This is a genomic window from Pseudomonas sp. IzPS59 (assembly GCF_014863505.1).
Lineage (GTDB): Bacteria > Pseudomonadota > Gammaproteobacteria > Pseudomonadales > Pseudomonadaceae > Aquipseudomonas > Aquipseudomonas kribbensis.
In genome coordinates this window covers 5636286-5652483 of the sequence record NZ_CP062251.1, presented here as the reverse complement: position 1 = coordinate 5652483, position 16198 = coordinate 5636286, and the positions used below count along the sequence as shown (strand labels likewise).

The 16198-nt window shown below is 57.1% G+C and carries 22 protein-coding genes; 21 read left to right on the top strand and 1 reads right to left on the bottom strand.

Features of this window, described 5'->3' with window-relative positions:
* The first annotated feature begins 4 nt into the window (after window positions 1-4).
* From rplN to bfr, 19 genes are all read left to right on the top strand, one after another.
* Window positions 5-373, top strand: coding sequence for a 50S ribosomal protein L14 (gene rplN / locus IF189_RS25405; RefSeq protein WP_002555479.1), 369 nt, complete (start codon window positions 5-7; stop codon window positions 371-373).
* Window positions 374-384: 11 nt separating this feature from the next.
* The gene (gene rplX / locus IF189_RS25400) at window positions 385-699 is read left to right on the top strand and encodes a 50S ribosomal protein L24 (RefSeq protein WP_003186046.1); all 315 of its coding nucleotides are present in this window, start codon (window positions 385-387) and stop codon (window positions 697-699) included.
* 20 nt (window positions 700-719) lie between these two features.
* On the top strand, window positions 720-1259 hold the full coding sequence (gene rplE, locus IF189_RS25395; RefSeq protein ID WP_003210069.1) for a 50S ribosomal protein L5: 540 nt from the start codon (window positions 720-722) through the stop codon (window positions 1257-1259).
* A 13-nt stretch (window positions 1260-1272) separates the two neighbouring features.
* Window positions 1273-1578 carry a 30S ribosomal protein S14 gene (gene rpsN / locus IF189_RS25390; RefSeq protein WP_003228726.1) on the top strand — a complete coding sequence of 102 codons (306 nt, stop codon included), beginning with the start codon at window positions 1273-1275 and terminating at the stop codon, window positions 1576-1578.
* 208 nt (window positions 1579-1786) lie between these two features.
* The gene (gene rpsH / locus IF189_RS25385; protein WP_011336171.1) at window positions 1787-2179 is read left to right on the top strand and encodes a 30S ribosomal protein S8; all 393 of its coding nucleotides are present in this window, start codon (window positions 1787-1789) and stop codon (window positions 2177-2179) included.
* A 12-nt stretch (window positions 2180-2191) separates the two neighbouring features.
* Window positions 2192-2725, top strand: coding sequence for a 50S ribosomal protein L6 (rplF, locus tag IF189_RS25380; RefSeq protein ID WP_065259511.1), 534 nt, complete (start codon window positions 2192-2194; stop codon window positions 2723-2725).
* Between the two features lie 10 nt (window positions 2726-2735).
* Window positions 2736-3086 carry a 50S ribosomal protein L18 gene (gene rplR / locus IF189_RS25375; RefSeq protein ID WP_003186037.1) on the top strand — a complete coding sequence of 117 codons (351 nt, stop codon included), beginning with the start codon at window positions 2736-2738 and terminating at the stop codon, window positions 3084-3086.
* 3 nt (window positions 3087-3089) lie between these two features.
* Window positions 3090-3590 (top strand): 30S ribosomal protein S5, encoded by a 501-nt coding sequence (rpsE, locus tag IF189_RS25370; protein ID WP_007955637.1) that lies wholly within the window; start codon window positions 3090-3092, stop codon window positions 3588-3590.
* Between the two features lie 2 nt (window positions 3591-3592).
* A complete protein-coding gene (rpmD, locus tag IF189_RS25365; RefSeq protein ID WP_003176408.1) occupies window positions 3593-3769 on the top strand; it encodes a 50S ribosomal protein L30 in 177 nt (58 codons plus the stop codon).
* Between the two features lie 3 nt (window positions 3770-3772).
* Entirely contained in the window at window positions 3773-4210 is a 438-nt protein-coding gene (gene rplO, locus IF189_RS25360) for a 50S ribosomal protein L15 (RefSeq protein WP_003228720.1), read from the top strand.
* Complete coding sequence (gene secY / locus IF189_RS25355) at window positions 4211-5539, top strand: preprotein translocase subunit SecY (protein ID WP_003228718.1); 1329 nt, start codon at window positions 4211-4213, stop codon at window positions 5537-5539. It abuts the gene before it with no gap.
* Between the two features lie 27 nt (window positions 5540-5566).
* The gene (gene rpmJ / locus IF189_RS25350; protein ID WP_002555468.1) at window positions 5567-5683 is read left to right on the top strand and encodes a 50S ribosomal protein L36; all 117 of its coding nucleotides are present in this window, start codon (window positions 5567-5569) and stop codon (window positions 5681-5683) included.
* 130 nt (window positions 5684-5813) lie between these two features.
* A complete protein-coding gene (rpsM, locus tag IF189_RS25345; protein ID WP_003186020.1) occupies window positions 5814-6170 on the top strand; it encodes a 30S ribosomal protein S13 in 357 nt (118 codons plus the stop codon).
* A gap of 30 nt (window positions 6171-6200) precedes the next feature.
* On the top strand, window positions 6201-6590 hold the full coding sequence (gene rpsK / locus IF189_RS25340) for a 30S ribosomal protein S11 (protein WP_002555466.1): 390 nt from the start codon (window positions 6201-6203) through the stop codon (window positions 6588-6590).
* An 18-nt stretch (window positions 6591-6608) separates the two neighbouring features.
* The gene (gene rpsD / locus IF189_RS25335) at window positions 6609-7229 is read left to right on the top strand and encodes a 30S ribosomal protein S4 (RefSeq protein WP_003176404.1); all 621 of its coding nucleotides are present in this window, start codon (window positions 6609-6611) and stop codon (window positions 7227-7229) included.
* Window positions 7230-7251: 22 nt separating this feature from the next.
* Window positions 7252-8253: a DNA-directed RNA polymerase subunit alpha gene (locus IF189_RS25330; protein WP_003186012.1), complete on the top strand. Its 1002-nt coding sequence runs from the start codon at window positions 7252-7254 to the stop codon at window positions 8251-8253.
* Window positions 8254-8295: 42 nt separating this feature from the next.
* Window positions 8296-8682, top strand: a complete 387-nt coding sequence (rplQ, locus tag IF189_RS25325) for a 50S ribosomal protein L17 (protein ID WP_007955635.1) — start codon at window positions 8296-8298, stop codon at window positions 8680-8682.
* 238 nt (window positions 8683-8920) lie between these two features.
* Entirely contained in the window at window positions 8921-10375 is a 1455-nt protein-coding gene (locus IF189_RS25320; protein WP_134828270.1) for a catalase, read from the top strand.
* A 149-nt stretch (window positions 10376-10524) separates the two neighbouring features.
* On the top strand, window positions 10525-10992 hold the full coding sequence (bfr, locus tag IF189_RS25315) for a bacterioferritin (RefSeq protein ID WP_065259514.1): 468 nt from the start codon (window positions 10525-10527) through the stop codon (window positions 10990-10992).
* Window positions 10993-11057: 65 nt separating this feature from the next.
* Here the strand turns inward: bfr and uvrA are convergent, their stop codons facing one another.
* A complete protein-coding gene (uvrA, locus tag IF189_RS25310) occupies window positions 11058-13892 on the bottom strand; it encodes an excinuclease ABC subunit UvrA (protein ID WP_114885841.1) in 2835 nt (944 codons plus the stop codon).
* Between the two features lie 191 nt (window positions 13893-14083).
* Here uvrA and IF189_RS25305 point away from each other — a divergent pair, with 191 nt between their 5' ends.
* Together IF189_RS25305 and IF189_RS25300 are read left to right on the top strand one after the other, a co-directional pair.
* Window positions 14084-15481: an MFS transporter gene (locus IF189_RS25305; RefSeq protein ID WP_119428952.1), complete on the top strand. Its 1398-nt coding sequence runs from the start codon at window positions 14084-14086 to the stop codon at window positions 15479-15481.
* Window positions 15482-15490: 9 nt separating this feature from the next.
* Window positions 15491-16009, top strand: a complete 519-nt coding sequence (locus tag IF189_RS25300; RefSeq protein WP_007966163.1) for a single-stranded DNA-binding protein — start codon at window positions 15491-15493, stop codon at window positions 16007-16009.
* Window positions 16010-16198: the final 189 nt, after the last annotated feature.

Here is a 16198-nt window from a genome sequence, read left to right as displayed (position 1 = left end):
TTATATGATTCAGACTCAATCCATGCTCGATGTGGCCGATAACAGCGGCGCTCGCCGCGTTATGTGCATCAAGGTGCTGGGTGGCTCCCATCGTCGTTACGCTGGTATCGGTGACATCATCAAAGTTACCGTGAAGGAAGCAATTCCTCGCGGTAAAGTGAAAAAAGGCCAAGTGATGACTGCTGTTGTAGTCCGCACTCGTCACGGCGTACGTCGTGCTGATGGCTCCATTATCCGCTTTGATGGCAACGCTGCTGTTCTTCTGAACAATAAGCAAGAGCCGATCGGCACCCGTATCTTTGGGCCAGTGACCCGTGAGCTTCGTACTGAGAAGTTCATGAAGATCGTCTCGCTCGCCCCAGAAGTGCTGTAAGGAGATCCGACATGCAAAAGATTCGTCGTGACGACGAGATCATCGTGATCGCCGGCAAAGACAAAGGTAAGCGCGGTAAGGTGCTGAAGGTTCTTGCTGACAACCGTCTGGTTGTTGGTGGTCTGAACCTGGTCAAGCGTCATACCAAGCCTAACCCGATGTCGGGCGTACAGGGCGGTATCGTCGAGAAAGAAGCGCCACTGCACGCTTCCAACGTCGCCATCTTCAACGGCGAAACCAACAAGGCTGACCGCGTTGGTTTCAAAGTAGAAGACGGTAAGAAAATTCGTGTCTTCAAGTCGACCCAAAAAGCGGTTGATGCTTGAACACTGCTAGGTAGAAGACCATGGCACGACTAAAAGAGATTTACCGGAAGGAAATCGCACCGAAACTTAAGGAAGAACTTAAGCTTTCGAACGTGATGGAAGTTCCGCGCGTTACCAAAATCACCCTGAACATGGGTCTGGGCGAAGCGATCGGCGACAAAAAAGTCATCGAGCACGCTGTTGCTGACCTGGAAAAGATCACCGGCCAGAAAGTCGTTGTGACCTACGCTCGCAAATCCATCGCTGGCTTTAAAGTCCGTGAAGGTTGGCCGATCGGCGTCAAAGTGACCCTGCGCCGTGAGCGTATGTACGAGTTCCTGGATCGTCTGCTGTCGATCTCCCTGCCTCGGGTTCGCGACTTCCGCGGCCTGAATGCCAAGTCCTTCGATGGTCGTGGCAACTACAGCATGGGCGTGAAAGAGCAGATCATTTTCCCGGAAATCGACTACGACAAGATCGATGCTCTCCGCGGTCTGGACATTACCCTGACCACCACTGCCAAGAACGATGACGAAGGCCGCGCTCTGCTGCGTGCTTTCAAATTCCCGTTCCGCAACTGATTGGAGTAGGAAAATGGCCAAGAAGAGCATGAAAAACCGTGAGCTGAAGCGTCAGCTCACCGTTGCCAAGTACGCCACCAAGCGTGCAGCGCTGAAAGCTATCATCGTTGATCTGAACGCAAGTCCAGAAGCGCGTTGGGAAGCTACCGTAGCTCTGCAGAAGCAGCCACGTGACGCAAGCGCTTCGCGCATGCGTAACCGCTGCCGCCTGACTGGTCGTCCGCACGGCGTTTACCGCAAGTTCGGCCTGGGCCGTAACAAGCTGCGTGAAGCTGCAATGCGTGGTGACGTTCCAGGTCTGGTTAAAGCCAGCTGGTAATTGCTGTCAAAGTCTCGATGGTCGGGGTCGCAAGAACCTGACCATCGGTGGCCTTGAACATGAATCAAGCCCCTTTTGGGGCTTGATTCATTTCTGGGGTGTGTCTAGAATGACCGGCTCGCCTGAGCCCGTGTTTTTCTGCCCGGAATTTCTCGGCGACAAGTAGTAGCCGCAAGGCTAATTTTTCTGTATTAGGAGCGTCTAGCCCATGAGTATGCAGGACCCGTTAGCGGACATGCTAACTCGAATCCGTAATGCCCAGATGGCTGAAAAGTCCGTCGTAAGCATGCCTTCTTCCACGTTGAAGGTGGCTGTAGCTAAAGTCCTGAAGGACGAAGGTTACATCGCGGGTTATCAGATCAGCAGCGAAACCAAACCACTGCTGTCTATCGAGCTGAAATATTTCGAAGGCCGTCCGGTTATCGAAGAAGTCAAGCGCGTTAGCCGTCCAGGCCTGCGTCAGTACAAGTCCGTCGAAGAACTGCCAAAAGTACGTGGCGGTCTCGGCGTGTCTATCGTCTCCACCAACAAAGGTGTGATGACTGATCGTGCTGCGCGCGCTGCCGGTGTCGGCGGCGAAGTTCTTTGCACTGTGTTCTAAGGGGGGATAAGCATGTCTCGCGTCGCTAAGAACCCCGTTAAGCTGCCAGCCGGTGTCGAAGTAAAATTCGCAGGCCAACAGCTTTCGGTGAAGGGTGCCAAGGGTACTCTTGAACTGAACGTCCATTCGTCCGTTGAGATCGTTGAAGAAGCCGGTGAGCTGCGTTTTGCTGCTCGCAATGGCGATCAGCAGACTCGCGCAATGGCCGGTACCACTCGTGCGTTGGTAAACAACATGGTCCAGGGCGTAAGCCAAGGCTTCGAGCGCAAGCTCCAGCTGGTCGGTGTTGGTTACAAAGCGCAAGCAAAAGGTCAGGTGCTGAACTTGGCTCTTGGCTTCTCGCACCCAGTGGATTACGAACTGCCGGAAGGCATCACCGCTGAGACTCCTAGCCAGACCGATATCCTGATCAAGGGCATCGACAAGCAGCTGGTAGGTCAAGTGGCCGCCGAGATCCGCGACTTCCGTCCACCAGAGCCGTACAAAGGCAAAGGTGTGCGCTACGCGGACGAAGTCGTCCGTCGTAAAGAAGCCAAGAAGAAGTAGGGCATAGCAAATGACCGACAAAAAAGTTACTCGACTGCGTCGCGCTCGCAAAGCACGCCTGAAAATGCACGAACTCGAAGTCGTGCGTCTCTGCGTGTTCCGCTCTTCGCAGCACATCTACGCCCAGGTCATTTCGGCCGACGGCAACAAAGTCCTGGCAAGCGCCTCGACTTTGGATAAAGAACTGCGTGATGGCGCCACTGGCAACATCGACGCGGCCACTAAGGTTGGCCAGCTGGTCGCTACGCGTGCTAAGGCCGCTGGCGTCTCGCAGGTGGCTTTCGACCGCTCTGGCTTCAAGTACCACGGCCGCGTAAAAGCGCTGGCTGATGCTGCTCGTGAAGCTGGGCTGGAGTTCTAAGTTATGTCAAATAACGACCAAAAGCGCGACGAAGGCTACATCGAGAAGCTGGTTCAAGTTAACCGCGTAGCCAAAACCGTTAAAGGCGGCCGTATCTTCACTTTCACCGCGTTGACCGTGGTTGGTGATGGTAAGGGCCGTGTTGGCTTCGGCCGTGGCAAGTCGCGTGAAGTGCCTGCTGCGATCCAGAAGGCAATGGAAGCTGCTCGCCGCAACATGATCCAGGTTGATCTGAACGGCACTACCCTGCAGTACGCAATGAAGTCCGCTCACGGCGCTTCGAAGGTGTACATGCAGCCTGCTTCTGAAGGTACCGGTATCATCGCTGGCGGCGCTATGCGTGCTGTCCTCGAAGTTGCTGGCGTTCAGAACGTTCTGGCCAAGTGCTACGGCTCGACTAACCCTGTAAACGTGGTTCACGCCACTTTCAAGGGTCTGAAGGCTATGCAGTCTCCTGAGTCCATCGCGGCCAAGCGCGGCCTGCGTGTTGAGGAGATCAAGTAATCATGGCTACCGTTAAAGTTACGCTGATCAAAAGCATGACCGGCCGCATCCCTAACCACAAACTGTGCGTTAAGGGTCTGGGTCTGCGTCGCATCGGTCACACTGTAGAAGTCCAGGATACTCCCGAGAATCGCGGGATGATCAACAAGGCTTACTACATGCTGCGTGTCGAGGGTTAATCGATGAAACTCAATGATCTGAGTCCAGCGCCGGGTTCCCGTCGCGAAAAGCATCGTCCGGGCCGTGGTATCGGTAGTGGTTTGGGTAAGACTGGTGGCCGTGGTCACAAAGGTCAGACTTCCCGCTCCGGTGGCACCATTGCTCCAGGCTTTGAAGGCGGTCAACAGCCGCTGCATCGTCGCCTGCCGAAGTTCGGTTTCGTTTCCCTGAAAGCCATGGACCGCGCAGAAGTGCGTCTGTCCGAGCTGGCTAAAGTGGAAGGCGACATCGTCACCGTGCAGTCCCTGAAAGATGCCAACGTGATCAACGTCAACGTACAGCGTGTGAAAATCATGCTGTCCGGTGAAGTGACTCGCGCTGTCACTATCGGCAAGGGAATCGGCGCCACCAAAGGTGCGCGTGCGGCTATCGAAGCAGCTGGCGGCAAGTTCGAGGAATAAATGGCTAAGCAAGGTGCTCTCTCTGCGCTCGGCAAAGGCGGTATGTCTGAACTCTGGGCTCGTCTGCGTTTTCTGTTCCTGGCGATTATCGTCTACCGAATAGGCGCACACATCCCGGTTCCAGGTATCAACCCGGACCGACTCGCGGACCTGTTTCGACAGAATGAGGGGACCATTCTTAGCTTGTTCAACATGTTTTCCGGCGGCGCGCTGGAACGGATGAGCATCTTTGCACTGGGGATCATGCCGTACATTTCGGCATCGATCATCATGCAACTGATGACCGCCGTCAGCCCGCAGCTGGAGCAGTTGAAGAAGGAAGGTGAAGCTGGCCGTCGCAAGATCAGCCAGTACACCCGCTACGGCACCGTCGTCCTCGCTCTCGTTCAGGCCATTGGCATGTCCATTGGTCTGGCGGGGCAGGGCGTTGCGTTCACTGGTGACTTTGGCTTCCATTTCGTCGCGGTATCCACGTTTGTGGCTGGTGCGATGTTCATGATGTGGCTGGGTGAGCAGATTACTGAGCGTGGTGTAGGCAACGGTATCTCGATGTTGATTTTTTCGGGAATCGTCGCCGGTCTTCCGAGAGCAATCGGGCAGTCTTTCGAGTCTGCGCGTCAGGGGGATATCAACATCTTCGCCCTGGTTGCCATCGGTTTGCTGGCAGTAGCGATTATCGGTTTCGTGGTGTTCATTGAGCGTGGTCAGCGTCGTATCGCTGTTCACTACGCCAAGCGTCAGCAAGGCCGCAAGGTTTTCGCTGCGCAGACTAGCCACTTGCCGCTGAAGGTGAACATGGCCGGTGTTATTCCGGCTATTTTCGCGAGCAGCATTTTGCTGTTCCCGGCTTCGTTGGGTGCCTGGTTCGGTCAGTCTGAAGGTATGGGCTGGTTGCAGGACATCTCGCAGTCGATCGCTCCTGGTCAGCCGTTGAATATTCTGCTGTTTAGTGCAGGGATTATTTTCTTCTGCTTCTTCTATACGGCGTTGATGTTCAATCCGAAAGACGTAGCGGAAAACCTGAAGAAGTCCGGTGCCTTTATTCCGGGCATCCGTCCAGGTGAGCAGTCTGCGCGCTACATTGATGGCGTTCTGACTCGCTTGACCATGTTCGGTGCTCTTTACATGACGGCCGTGTGCCTGTTGCCCCAGTTCCTGGTGGTTGCAGCAAACGTTCCGTTCTACCTTGGCGGGACCTCGTTGCTGATCGTGGTCGTGGTTGTGATGGACTTCATGTCCCAAGTACAATCGCACCTCGTTTCGCACCAGTACGAATCCCTGATGAAGAAAGCCAACCTGAAGGGTTACGGCAGCGGCATGTTGCGCTGAGTACCCATAAGGTTCGAGGAGTTGGTGATGAAAGTTCGTGCATCGGTGAAAAAGCTGTGCCGTAACTGCAAGATTATTCGCCGCGAAGGTGTTGTTCGAGTAATTTGCAGCGCGGAACCGCGTCACAAACAGCGCCAAGGCTGAGTGTGATTGTGCTTCAAGCCCGGCAGCTAGTGCGCTGCCGGGTTGATTATTTGTTATTACAGCGATATTATCTCGCGCCCTATTTCTTGGCTTCCGGGGCGTAGGTAGCTGTCAATTGGAGTCCCACTGAATGGCCCGTATTGCAGGCGTTAACATTCCAGATAACAAGCATACTGTTATCTCGCTGACCTACATCTATGGTGTTGGTCGCACTACTGCGCAGAAAATCTGTGCAGTGACTGGGGTAAACCCAGCAGCAAAGATCAAGGATCTGAGCGACGAGCAAATTGAACAGCTGCGTGGCGAAGTGGCGAAGTTCACCACTGAAGGTGACCTGCGTCGCGAAATCAACATGAAAATCAAGCGCTTGATGGACCTCGGTTGCTATCGCGGTCTGCGTCATCGTCGTGGTCTGCCAGTACGCGGTCAGCGTACCAAGACCAACGCGCGTACCCGTAAAGGTCCGCGTAAGCCGATCCGCAAGTAATCGCCCCAGCGAATCGACAGGAATTTAATCATGGCAAAACCTGCTGCTCGTCCTCGTAAAAAAGTTAAAAAGACAGTGGTTGATGGCATCGCCCACATCCATGCCTCTTTTAACAACACCATCGTGACCATTACCGACCGTCAAGGTAACGCTCTTTCCTGGGCTACCTCCGGTGGTTCGGGTTTCCGCGGTTCCCGCAAGTCCACCCCGTTCGCTGCTCAAGTAGCTGCTGAGCGTGCTGGTCAAGCTGCGCTGGAATACGGCCTGAAAAACCTCGACGTAAACGTCAAGGGCCCAGGTCCAGGTCGTGAATCCGCAGTCCGCGCTTTGAACGGCTGTGGCTACAAGATCGCCAGCATCACCGACGTGACGCCAATCCCGCACAACGGGTGCCGTCCGCCGAAGAAGCGCCGCGTGTAATCCAGGAGATTGTAAAGAATGGCTCGTTACATTGGTCCAAAATGCAAACTCGCTCGTCGCGAAGGCACCGATCTCTTCCTGAAGAGCGGCGTGCGCGCGATCGAATCGAAGTGCAACATTGAAGCAGCACCTGGTATCCACGGCCAACGCCGCGGTCGCCAGTCCGACTACGGCACCCAACTGCGTGAAAAGCAGAAGGTCCGTCGTATCTACGGCGTTCTCGAGCGTCAGTTCAGCGGCTACTACAAAGAAGCTGCTGGCAAGAAAGGTGCAACCGGTGAAAACCTGCTGCAACTGCTCGAATGCCGTCTGGACAACGTCGTATACCGTATGGGCTTTGGTTCGACTCGTGCCGAATCCCGTCAGCTGGTATCGCACAAGTCGATCAGCGTTAACGGTCAGACCGTAAACGTTCCTTCGTACCAGGTTCGTGCTGGTGACGTGGTCGCTGTTCGCGAGAAAGCAAAAAATCAACTTCGCATTGTCCAAGCTCTCGATCTGTGTGCTCAACGTGGCCGCGTAGAGTGGGTAGAAGTAGACACTGAGAAGAAGTCGGGCGTTTTCAAGAACGTTCCTGCTCGCAGTGATCTGTCCGCCGACATCAACGAAAGCCTGATTGTCGAGCTCTACTCCAAGTAAGGGCTAGAAAATAGGTGCATCCATGCAGATTTCGGTAAATGAGTTCCTGACACCCCGCCATATTGATGTGCAGGTTGTCAGTCCAACCCGCGCCAAGATCACTCTCGAGCCTCTCGAGCGTGGTTTCGGCCACACCCTGGGCAACGCGCTGCGCCGCATCCTGTTGTCCTCAATGCCCGGCTGCGCAGTAGTCGAGGCCGAGATTGACGGTGTGCTCCACGAGTACAGCGCCATCGAAGGTGTACAGGAAGACGTAATTGAAATCCTGTTGAACCTTAAAGGTCTGGCTATCAAGCTGCACGGCCGTGACGAAGTTACGCTGACCTTGTCGAAGAAGGGTTCGGGGGTGGTTACCGCTGCCGATATTCAGCTGGATCATGATGTCGAGATCGTTAATCCCGATCACGTAATCGCTAACCTGGCGTCTAACGGCGCCCTGAACATGAAGCTCACCGTAGCTCGTGGTCGTGGTTATGAACCAGCAGACTCGCGTCAGAGCGATGAAGACGAAAGCCGCAGCATCGGTCGCTTGCAGCTTGACTCTTCGTTCAGCCCGGTTCGCCGTATCGCATACGTGGTGGAAAACGCCCGTGTCGAGCAGCGTACCAACCTGGACAAGCTGGTTATTGATCTGGAAACCAACGGTACTCTGGATCCTGAAGAGGCTATCCGTCGTGCTGCAACCATCCTGCAACAGCAGTTGGCTGCGTTCGTCGACCTCAAAGGTGACAGTGAGCCAGTGGTTGTCGAGCAGGAAGACGAGATCGATCCGATCCTGCTTCGCCCGGTTGACGATCTGGAACTGACTGTACGTTCGGCTAACTGCCTTAAGGCGGAAAACATCTACTACATCGGTGACCTGATTCAGCGTACCGAAGTAGAGCTGTTGAAGACTCCGAACCTGGGCAAGAAATCCTTGACTGAAATCAAGGACGTTCTGGCCTCCCGCGGTCTGTCCCTCGGCATGCGCCTCGACAACTGGCCGCCTGCAAGTCTTAAGAAGGACGACAAGGCGACTGCCTGATCGTCGTAATCACCGAACGTAGTGTTTGGTAAGGAATGAACCATGCGTCATCGTAAAAGTGGTCGCCACCTGAGCCGCACCAGCTCGCACCGCAAGGCCATGTTCCAAAACATGGCTGTGTCGCTGTTCGAGCACGAGCTGATCAAAACTACTCTGCCAAAAGCCAAAGAACTGCGCCGCGTTGCCGAGCCGCTGATCACTCTGGCCAAGACAGACAGCGTTGCTAACCGTCGTCTGGCTTTCGACCGTACTCGTTCGAAAGCTATCGTTGGTAAGCTCTTCAACGACCTGGGCAAGCGTTACGCTACCCGTGAGGGTGGCTACCTGCGCATCCTCAAGTGCGGTTTCCGCGCTGGCGACAACGCGCCTATGGCGTACGTCGAACTGGTTGATCGTGCTGTCGGCGGTGAAGCTGTATCCGCTGAGTAAGACGTCAGTCTGAAACAAAAAACCGGGCCTAGTGCCCGGTTTTTTGTGCCCGTAAGAAATGCGCCGTTCGTACAAGCTTCTACCCTGTCTGGGTCTGCACTATGTGCCGGGTTTTATTGTTAGTTATTTTCTATTGATGACCATGAATTAATGAATTTGTGGCTGTCATATTGATGATCGATACTCCCCAACAAGCCGATTAGCCGGCAGTTCAAGACTGACAGAGGAAGAAGATCGCATGAGCCAGAACAAGACGCTTACGACTGCCAGCGGTGCACCAGTCGCCGATAACCAGAACTCTCGCTCCGCCGGGCCGCGCGGACCGTTGCTGCTCGATGACTTTCATTTGATCGAGAAGCTTGCTCACTTCAACCGCGAAAACATTCCTGAGCGCCGTGTGCATGCCAAGGGTTCGGGCGCCTACGGTACCTTCACCGTCACTCGCGATATCACGCAATACACGAGCGCCAAGCTGTTCTCTGCTGTGGGCAAGCAGACGCCGACTTTCCTGCGGTTCTCCACGGTGGGCGGTGAGCGTGGCTCGGCTGACACCGAGCGCGACCCTCGTGGATTCGCCCTGAAGTTCTACACCGAAGAAGGCAACTGGGACATCGTTGGCAACAACACGCCAGTGTTCTTCATTCGCGATCCGCTGAAATTTCCCGACTTCATCCACACCCAGAAACGCCTGCCGCAAAGCAACCTGAAAAGCGCGCAGATGATGTGGGACTTCTGGTCGCACTCGCCCGAGGCGCTGCATCAAGTCACCATTCTGTTCTCTGATCGCGGTATCCCGGATGGCTACCGTCATATGCACGGCTTCGGTAGTCACACTTACAGCTTGATCAGTGCTCAAGGCGAGCGTCACTGGGTGAAGTGGCACTACAAGACCAAGCAAGGGATCAAGAACCTCGCGCCGGTAGATGCGGCACGCCTCGCGGGCGCTGACCCGGATTACGCGCAGCGCGACTTGTTCGAGGCCATCGAGCGTGGTGACTTCCCGAAATGGAGTGTGTGCATCCAGATCATGACCGAGGCCCAGGCTGCAGCGCATTACGAGAACCCGTTCGACGTGACCAAAACCTGGTCGCAGAAGGAGTTCCCGCTGATTGAAGTCGGTGAGCTGGAGTTGAATCGCAATCCGCTGAACTACTTTGCTGAAGTCGAGCAAGCCGCGTTCGGCCCAAGCAACATGGTGCCAGGCGTCGGTCTTTCGCCGGATCGCATGCTGCAAGGTCGCGTGTTCGCTTATGCCGATGCGCATCGCTATCGCGTAGGCACCAATCACCAGCAGCTGCCGGTGAACGCGCCGCGCAGTCCGGTCAATACTTACCAGCGTGACGGTTCGATGGCTTTTGGCAGCAATGGTGGCGCGGCCCCGAACTACGAGCCGAACAGCTACGTAGAGTCGCCGAAACAAGCGCCGCACTACGCCGAGCCGGCACTGGCCTTGAGCGGTGCAGCTGATCGCTACGATCACCGTGAAGACACCGACTACTACAGCCACGCGGGTGCGCTGTTCCGTTTGATGAGCGACGAGCAGAAAGCCTTGCTGGTCAACAATATCGCCGGTGCGATGGCCGGTGTTTCCAGCGATGTGGTTGATCGCCAGTTGCAGCATTTCTACAAGGCTGACCCGGCGTACGGAGAAGCAATCGCAAAGCTGCTCAACGTACAGCTTAACGAAGTCTAAACGAGAAGCAGAACCGCCCTCATTAGGGCGGTTTTTGCGTTATTTAACCTGCTTTTCTCAGAATATCTTCGCTTTTATTGCGCGAAGTAAGTGACCTTGCGGTCATGTTGGTTCAAACTACAGACTTTCAAGAAGGGAGATGTAGGGCGATGCAAGGCCACCCAGACGTTATCGATTACCTCAACACGTTGCTGACCGGCGAACTGGCCGCGCGTGACCAATATTTCGTTCACTCGCGGATGTATGAGGACTGGGGATTCACCAAGCTCTACGAACGAATCAACCACGAGATGGAAGAAGAAGCCGGTCATGCCGATGCGCTGATGCGCCGGATTCTGATGCTCGAAGGCACGCCGCGCATGCGTCCGGATGACCTGGATGTCGGCACCACGGTGGAGACTATGCTCGAAGCGGATCTGCGCCTTGAGTACAAGGTACGTGCCGCGCTGTGCAAAGGTATCGAACTGTGCGAGAAGCACGGCGACTACGTAAGCCGCGATATCCTCAAGCTTCAGTTGCACGACACTGAAGAAGATCACACCTACTGGCTCGAGAAGCAGTTGGGCCTGATCAAGTTGATCGGTATCCAGAACTACCTGCAATCCCACACATCCTGATTGCAACCGATATAAAAAAGCCCCTGTCACTGAGGAAGTGACAGGGGCTTTTTCATGCCCGGCAATCAGGCCCGATCGCGGATCAGCAGTGGCTTGAGGTAATGACCGGTGTGAGATTGCTTCATCTCGGCCACTTCCTCAGGCGTACCGGTAGCGATGATCTGCCCACCTTTCGAGCCACCCTCGGGGCCGAGATCCACCAGCCAGTCGGCGGTCTTGATCACATCGAGGTTGTGTTCGATCACCACCACGGTGTTGCCGTGGTCGCGCAGGCGATGCAGTACATCGAGCAGTTGCTGGATATCCGCGAAGTGCAGACCGGTGGTCGGCTCATCGAGGATGTACAGGGTCTTGCCGGTGTCGCGCTTGGACAACTCGCGAGACAACTTGACCCGCTGCGCCTCACCGCCGGACAGCGTGGTCGCCGACTGTCCGAGCTTGATGTACGACAGGCCCACATCCATCAGCGTCTGCAGCTTGCGCGCCAGCGCCGGCACCGCGTCGAAGAATTCCCGCGCTTCCTCGATCGTCATCTCGAGGGTTTCGTGGATGCTCTTGCCCTTGTATTTGATTTCCAGGGTTTCGCGGTTGTAACGCTTGCTCTTGCACACATCGCACGGAACGTAGATATCCGGCAGGAAGTGCATTTCCACCTTGATCAGACCGTCGCCCTGGCAAGCCTCGCAACGACCGCCCTTGACGTTGAACGAGAAGCGCCCCGGACCATAACCACGGGAGCGGGACTCGGGCACGCCGGCGAACAGTTCGCGGATTGGCGTGAACAGCCCGGTGTAGGTCGCCGGGTTGGAGCGCGGAGTGCGACCGATCGGGCTCTGGTCGATATCGACGACCTTGTCCAGGTGCTCCAGGCCCTTGATGCTGTCGTGGGCTGCCGCTTCCAGAGTGGTCGCGCCGTTGAGGGCCGTGGCGCTCAACGGGAACAGCGTGTTGTTGATCAGCGTCGATTTACCCGAGCCGGAAACGCCGGTCACGCAAGTCAGCAAGCCGATCGGGATCTCCAGGTCGACATTGCGCAGGTTGTTGCCCCGCGCGCCCTTGAGCGACAGCACCTGCTTCTTGTTGCGCGGCGTGCGTTTGGCCGGCACTTCGATCTTGACCCGACCCGACAGGTATTTGCCGGTGAGCGAGTCCGGGTGTGCCATCACTTCATCCGGCGTGCCTTCGGCGACGATCTGCCCGCCATGAACCCCGGCACCCGGGCCGATATCCACTACGTAGTCGGCCAGTCGAATTGCGTCTTCGTCGTGCTCGACCACGATCACCGTGTTGCCGATGTCGCGCAGGTGCTTGAGGGTGCCGAGCAGACGGTCGTTGTCACGCTGGTGTAGACCGATGGACGGCTCATCGAGGATGTACAGAACCCCGACCAGCCCGGCACCGATCTGACTGGCCAGACGAATCCGCTGGGCCTCGCCGCCGGACAGGGTATCGGCACTGCGATCCAGCGACAGGTAATCCAGCCCCACGTTGACCAGGAACTGCAGACGCTCACGGATTTCCTTGAGAATCTTGTCGGCGATTTCGCCACGGCGGCCGGTCATCTTCAACTCGCCGAAGTAGTCGCAGGCATCACCGATCGGCAGGTTGGTCACCGCCGGCAGGGTTTTCTCGCCAACCCACACATGTCGCGCTTCGCGCCGCAGACGGGTGCCACGGCAGTCCGGGCACGACTGGGTGCTGAGGAACTTCGCCAGTTCTTCACGCACACTGGCCGACTCGGTTTCGCGGTAGCGACGCTCGAGGTTCGGCACGATGCCTTCGAACGGGTGCGAACGCTTGACTATGTCGCCACGGTCGTTGAGGTACTTGAAGTCGACGTTCTGCGAACCGCTGCCATGCAGAATGTATTTCTGCTGATCCGCCGGCAGCTCGTTGAACGGCTGCTCGAGGCTGAAGCCGTAATGCGCGGCCAGTGAACCGAGCATCTGGAAGTAATAGACGTTGCGCCTGTCCCAACCACGGATCGCGCCTTCGGCCAGCGTCAGCTCACCGTTGACCAGACGCTTGATGTCGAAGAACTGCTTCACCCCCAGACCGTCACAGGTCGGGCAGGCACCGGCCGGGTTGTTGAAGGAAAACAGCTTGGGTTCCAGCTCGCTGATGGCGTGGCCGCAGATCGGGCAGGCGAAGCGCGCGGAGAAGATCATCTCTTCGCCCGGCTCGTCGTCCATTGGTGCCACGAGAGCGATGCCGTCCGCCAGCTTCAGTGCGGTCTCGAAGGACTCGGCCAGACGCTGCTGCAGATCGGCGCGAACCTTGAAGCGGTCAACCACGACTTCAATGGTGTGCTTTTTCTGTTTATCCAGCTTTGGCAGCTCGTCGAGCTCGCAGAGCCGGCCGTTGACCCGGGCGCGGACGAAGCCCTGAGCGCGCAGTTCTTCGAACACCGACAGATGCTCGCCCTTGCGCTCACGGATCACCGGCGCCAGAAGCATCAGCTTGCTGCCTTCCGGCTGTGCCAGCACCAGGTCAACCATCTGGCTGACGGTCTGCGCTTCCAGCGGGATATCGTGATCCGGGCAGCGTGGCGTACCGACGCGCGCATAGAGCAAACGCAGGTAGTCGTAGATTTCGGTGATGGTGCCGACCGTGGAGCGCGGGTTGTGCGAGGTCGACTTCTGTTCGATGGAGATCGCCGGCGACAGGCCTTCGATGGTGTCGACGTCGGGTTTTTCCATCATCGACAGGAACTGCCGGGCATAGGCCGACAGGGATTCGACATAGCGGCGCTGACCTTCGGCATAGAGCGTGTCGAAGGCCAGGGACGACTTGCCGGATCCGGACAGGCCGGTGATGACGATCAGTTTGTCCCGTGGCAGGGTCAGGTCGATGTTCTTCAGGTTGTGGGTACGGGCCCCACGTATCAGGATCTTGTCCAAAGTGGCCTCGCTCGGCGGGCGTCGAAAACACAGGAGTATACGGCCAAATACTGGATGGATGCACACTATCGAATGAAGGGTTTTCCACCTTGCATGAAGAGAGTTTCATCTATACGCGTCATAGCGTCGCGATATACCCCGTCTTTCGATGGGACTGGTAGAATCGCCGCCGGTTCACACGAGGTTTTTCCATGCACGATCCCCACAGCGAACGCATGAGTGGCAGCGAGACCCGCGCGGCGAGCGGTCTGGCCCTGGTGTTCGCCTTCCGTATGCTTGGCATGTTCATGGTGCTGCCGGTACTGGCCACCTATGGCATGGATCTGGCGGGAGCGACCCCGGCCCTCATCGGGCTGGCGATTGGCGCTTACGGCCTGACCCAGGCGATTTTTCAGATTCCGTTCGGGATCATTTCCGACCGTATCGGTCGTCGCCCGGTGATTTACCTGGGGCTGATCGTCTTCGCTCTCGGCAGCGTGCTGGCGGCTCAGGCCGACTCGATCTGGGGCGTGATTGCCGGTCGGATCCTGCAAGGTGCCGGGGCAATTTCCGCAGCGGTCATGGCGTTACTGTCTGACCTGACTCGCGAACAGCACCGCACCAAGGCCATGGCGATGATCGGCATGACCATCGGCCTGTCGTTCGCCGTGGCGATGGTGGTTGGTCCGTTGCTGACTCGCGCATTTGGTCTCTCCGGGTTGTTCCTGGCCACTGGCGGCATGGCGCTGGTGGGGATCGTGATCGTGCTGTTCATGGTGCCGAAATCCACCGGGCCGCTGAGCCATCGTGAGTCTGGCGTGGCGCGTCAGGCGTTGATGCCGACGCTCAAGCACCCGGACCTGCTGCGCCTGGATCTGGGCATTTTTGTGTTACATGCGATGTTGATGTCGAGCTTCGTCGCGCTGCCCCTGGCTCTGGTGGAAAAAGCCGGGCTGCCCAAGGAACAGCACTGGTGGGTCTACCTCACAGCCTTGCTGATCTCGTTCTTCGCCATGATCCCGTTCATCATCTACGGCGAGAAGAAACGCAAAATGAAACGAGTTTTGCTCGGCGCCGTCATGACGCTGATGCTCACTGAGCTATTCTTCTGGCAGTTCGGTGACAGCCTGCGGGCTCTGGTGATCGGGACGGTGGTGTTCTTTACCGCGTTCAATCTGCTGGAAGCCTCTCTGCCGTCGCTGATCAGCAAGGTTTCACCGGCGGGTGGCAAGGGCACGGCCATGGGCGTGTACTCCACCAGCCAGTTCCTCGGTTCGGCACTTGGCGGGATTCTCGGCGGCTGGATGTTCCAGCATGGCGGTCTGTCGGTTGTGTTCCTCGGATGTGCCGGGCTGGCTGCCATCTGGCTGGCCTTTGCTGTTACCATGCGCGAACCACCCTACGTGACGAGCCTGCGCTTGCCGTTGTCGCCCGAGGCGATCCGCGAAGCGGGTCTGGTCGAGCGCCTCAGGGCCCTCGTAGGGGTAACAGATGCAGTGATAGTCGCCGATGAAGCGGCTGTTTACATCAAACTGGATAAAGAATTAGTGGATCGCGACACCCTCGAACGCCTGGTGAACAACCCGGCCGGGGCTGCTTGCGAAGCCTAGGAGAACGTTATGGCCCGTGGGGTTAACAAAGTCATATTGGTCGGCACTTGCGGCCAGGATCCCGAAGTTCGCTACTTGCCTAACGGTAACGCCGTGACCAACCTGAGTCTGGCAACCAGCGAACAGTGGACCGACAAGCAGACCGGTCAGAAGGTCGAGAAGACCGAGTGGCACCGCGTATCGATGTTCGGCAAGGTCGCCGAAATCGCCGGCGAATACCTGCGCAAGGGTTCGCAGGTGTACATCGAAGGCAAGCTGCAGACCCGCGAGTGGGAAAAAGACGGTATCAAGCGTTACACCACCGAAATCGTGGTCGACATGCAAGGCACCATGCAACTGCTGGGCGGCCGTCCACAGCAGGGCGACCAACAAGGCGGTGGCAATAACTATCAGCAGCAGGCGCCACGCCAGCAGGCTCCGCGTCCGCAGCAGTCGGCTCCTCAGCAGCGTCCGGCTCCGGCTCCACAGCAGGCCGCACCGCAACCGGCTCCGGATTTCGACAGCTTCGATGACGATATCCCGTTCTGATCGAAGTCGCTGAACCAGGCCCGGTCTGGATTCGAAGCCCCCGCATTGCGGGGGCTTCGTCGTTTTGGCGGTTGCACACGGCTTTGAGATGTTCGTGAACTGACTGATCAGTCCCGGCGTACAGGGCGGTAAAGTTTCGCGAAGAGTCTTGAAGGCAGCGGCAAGCCGATCCATGATCGGTCCCGGCGC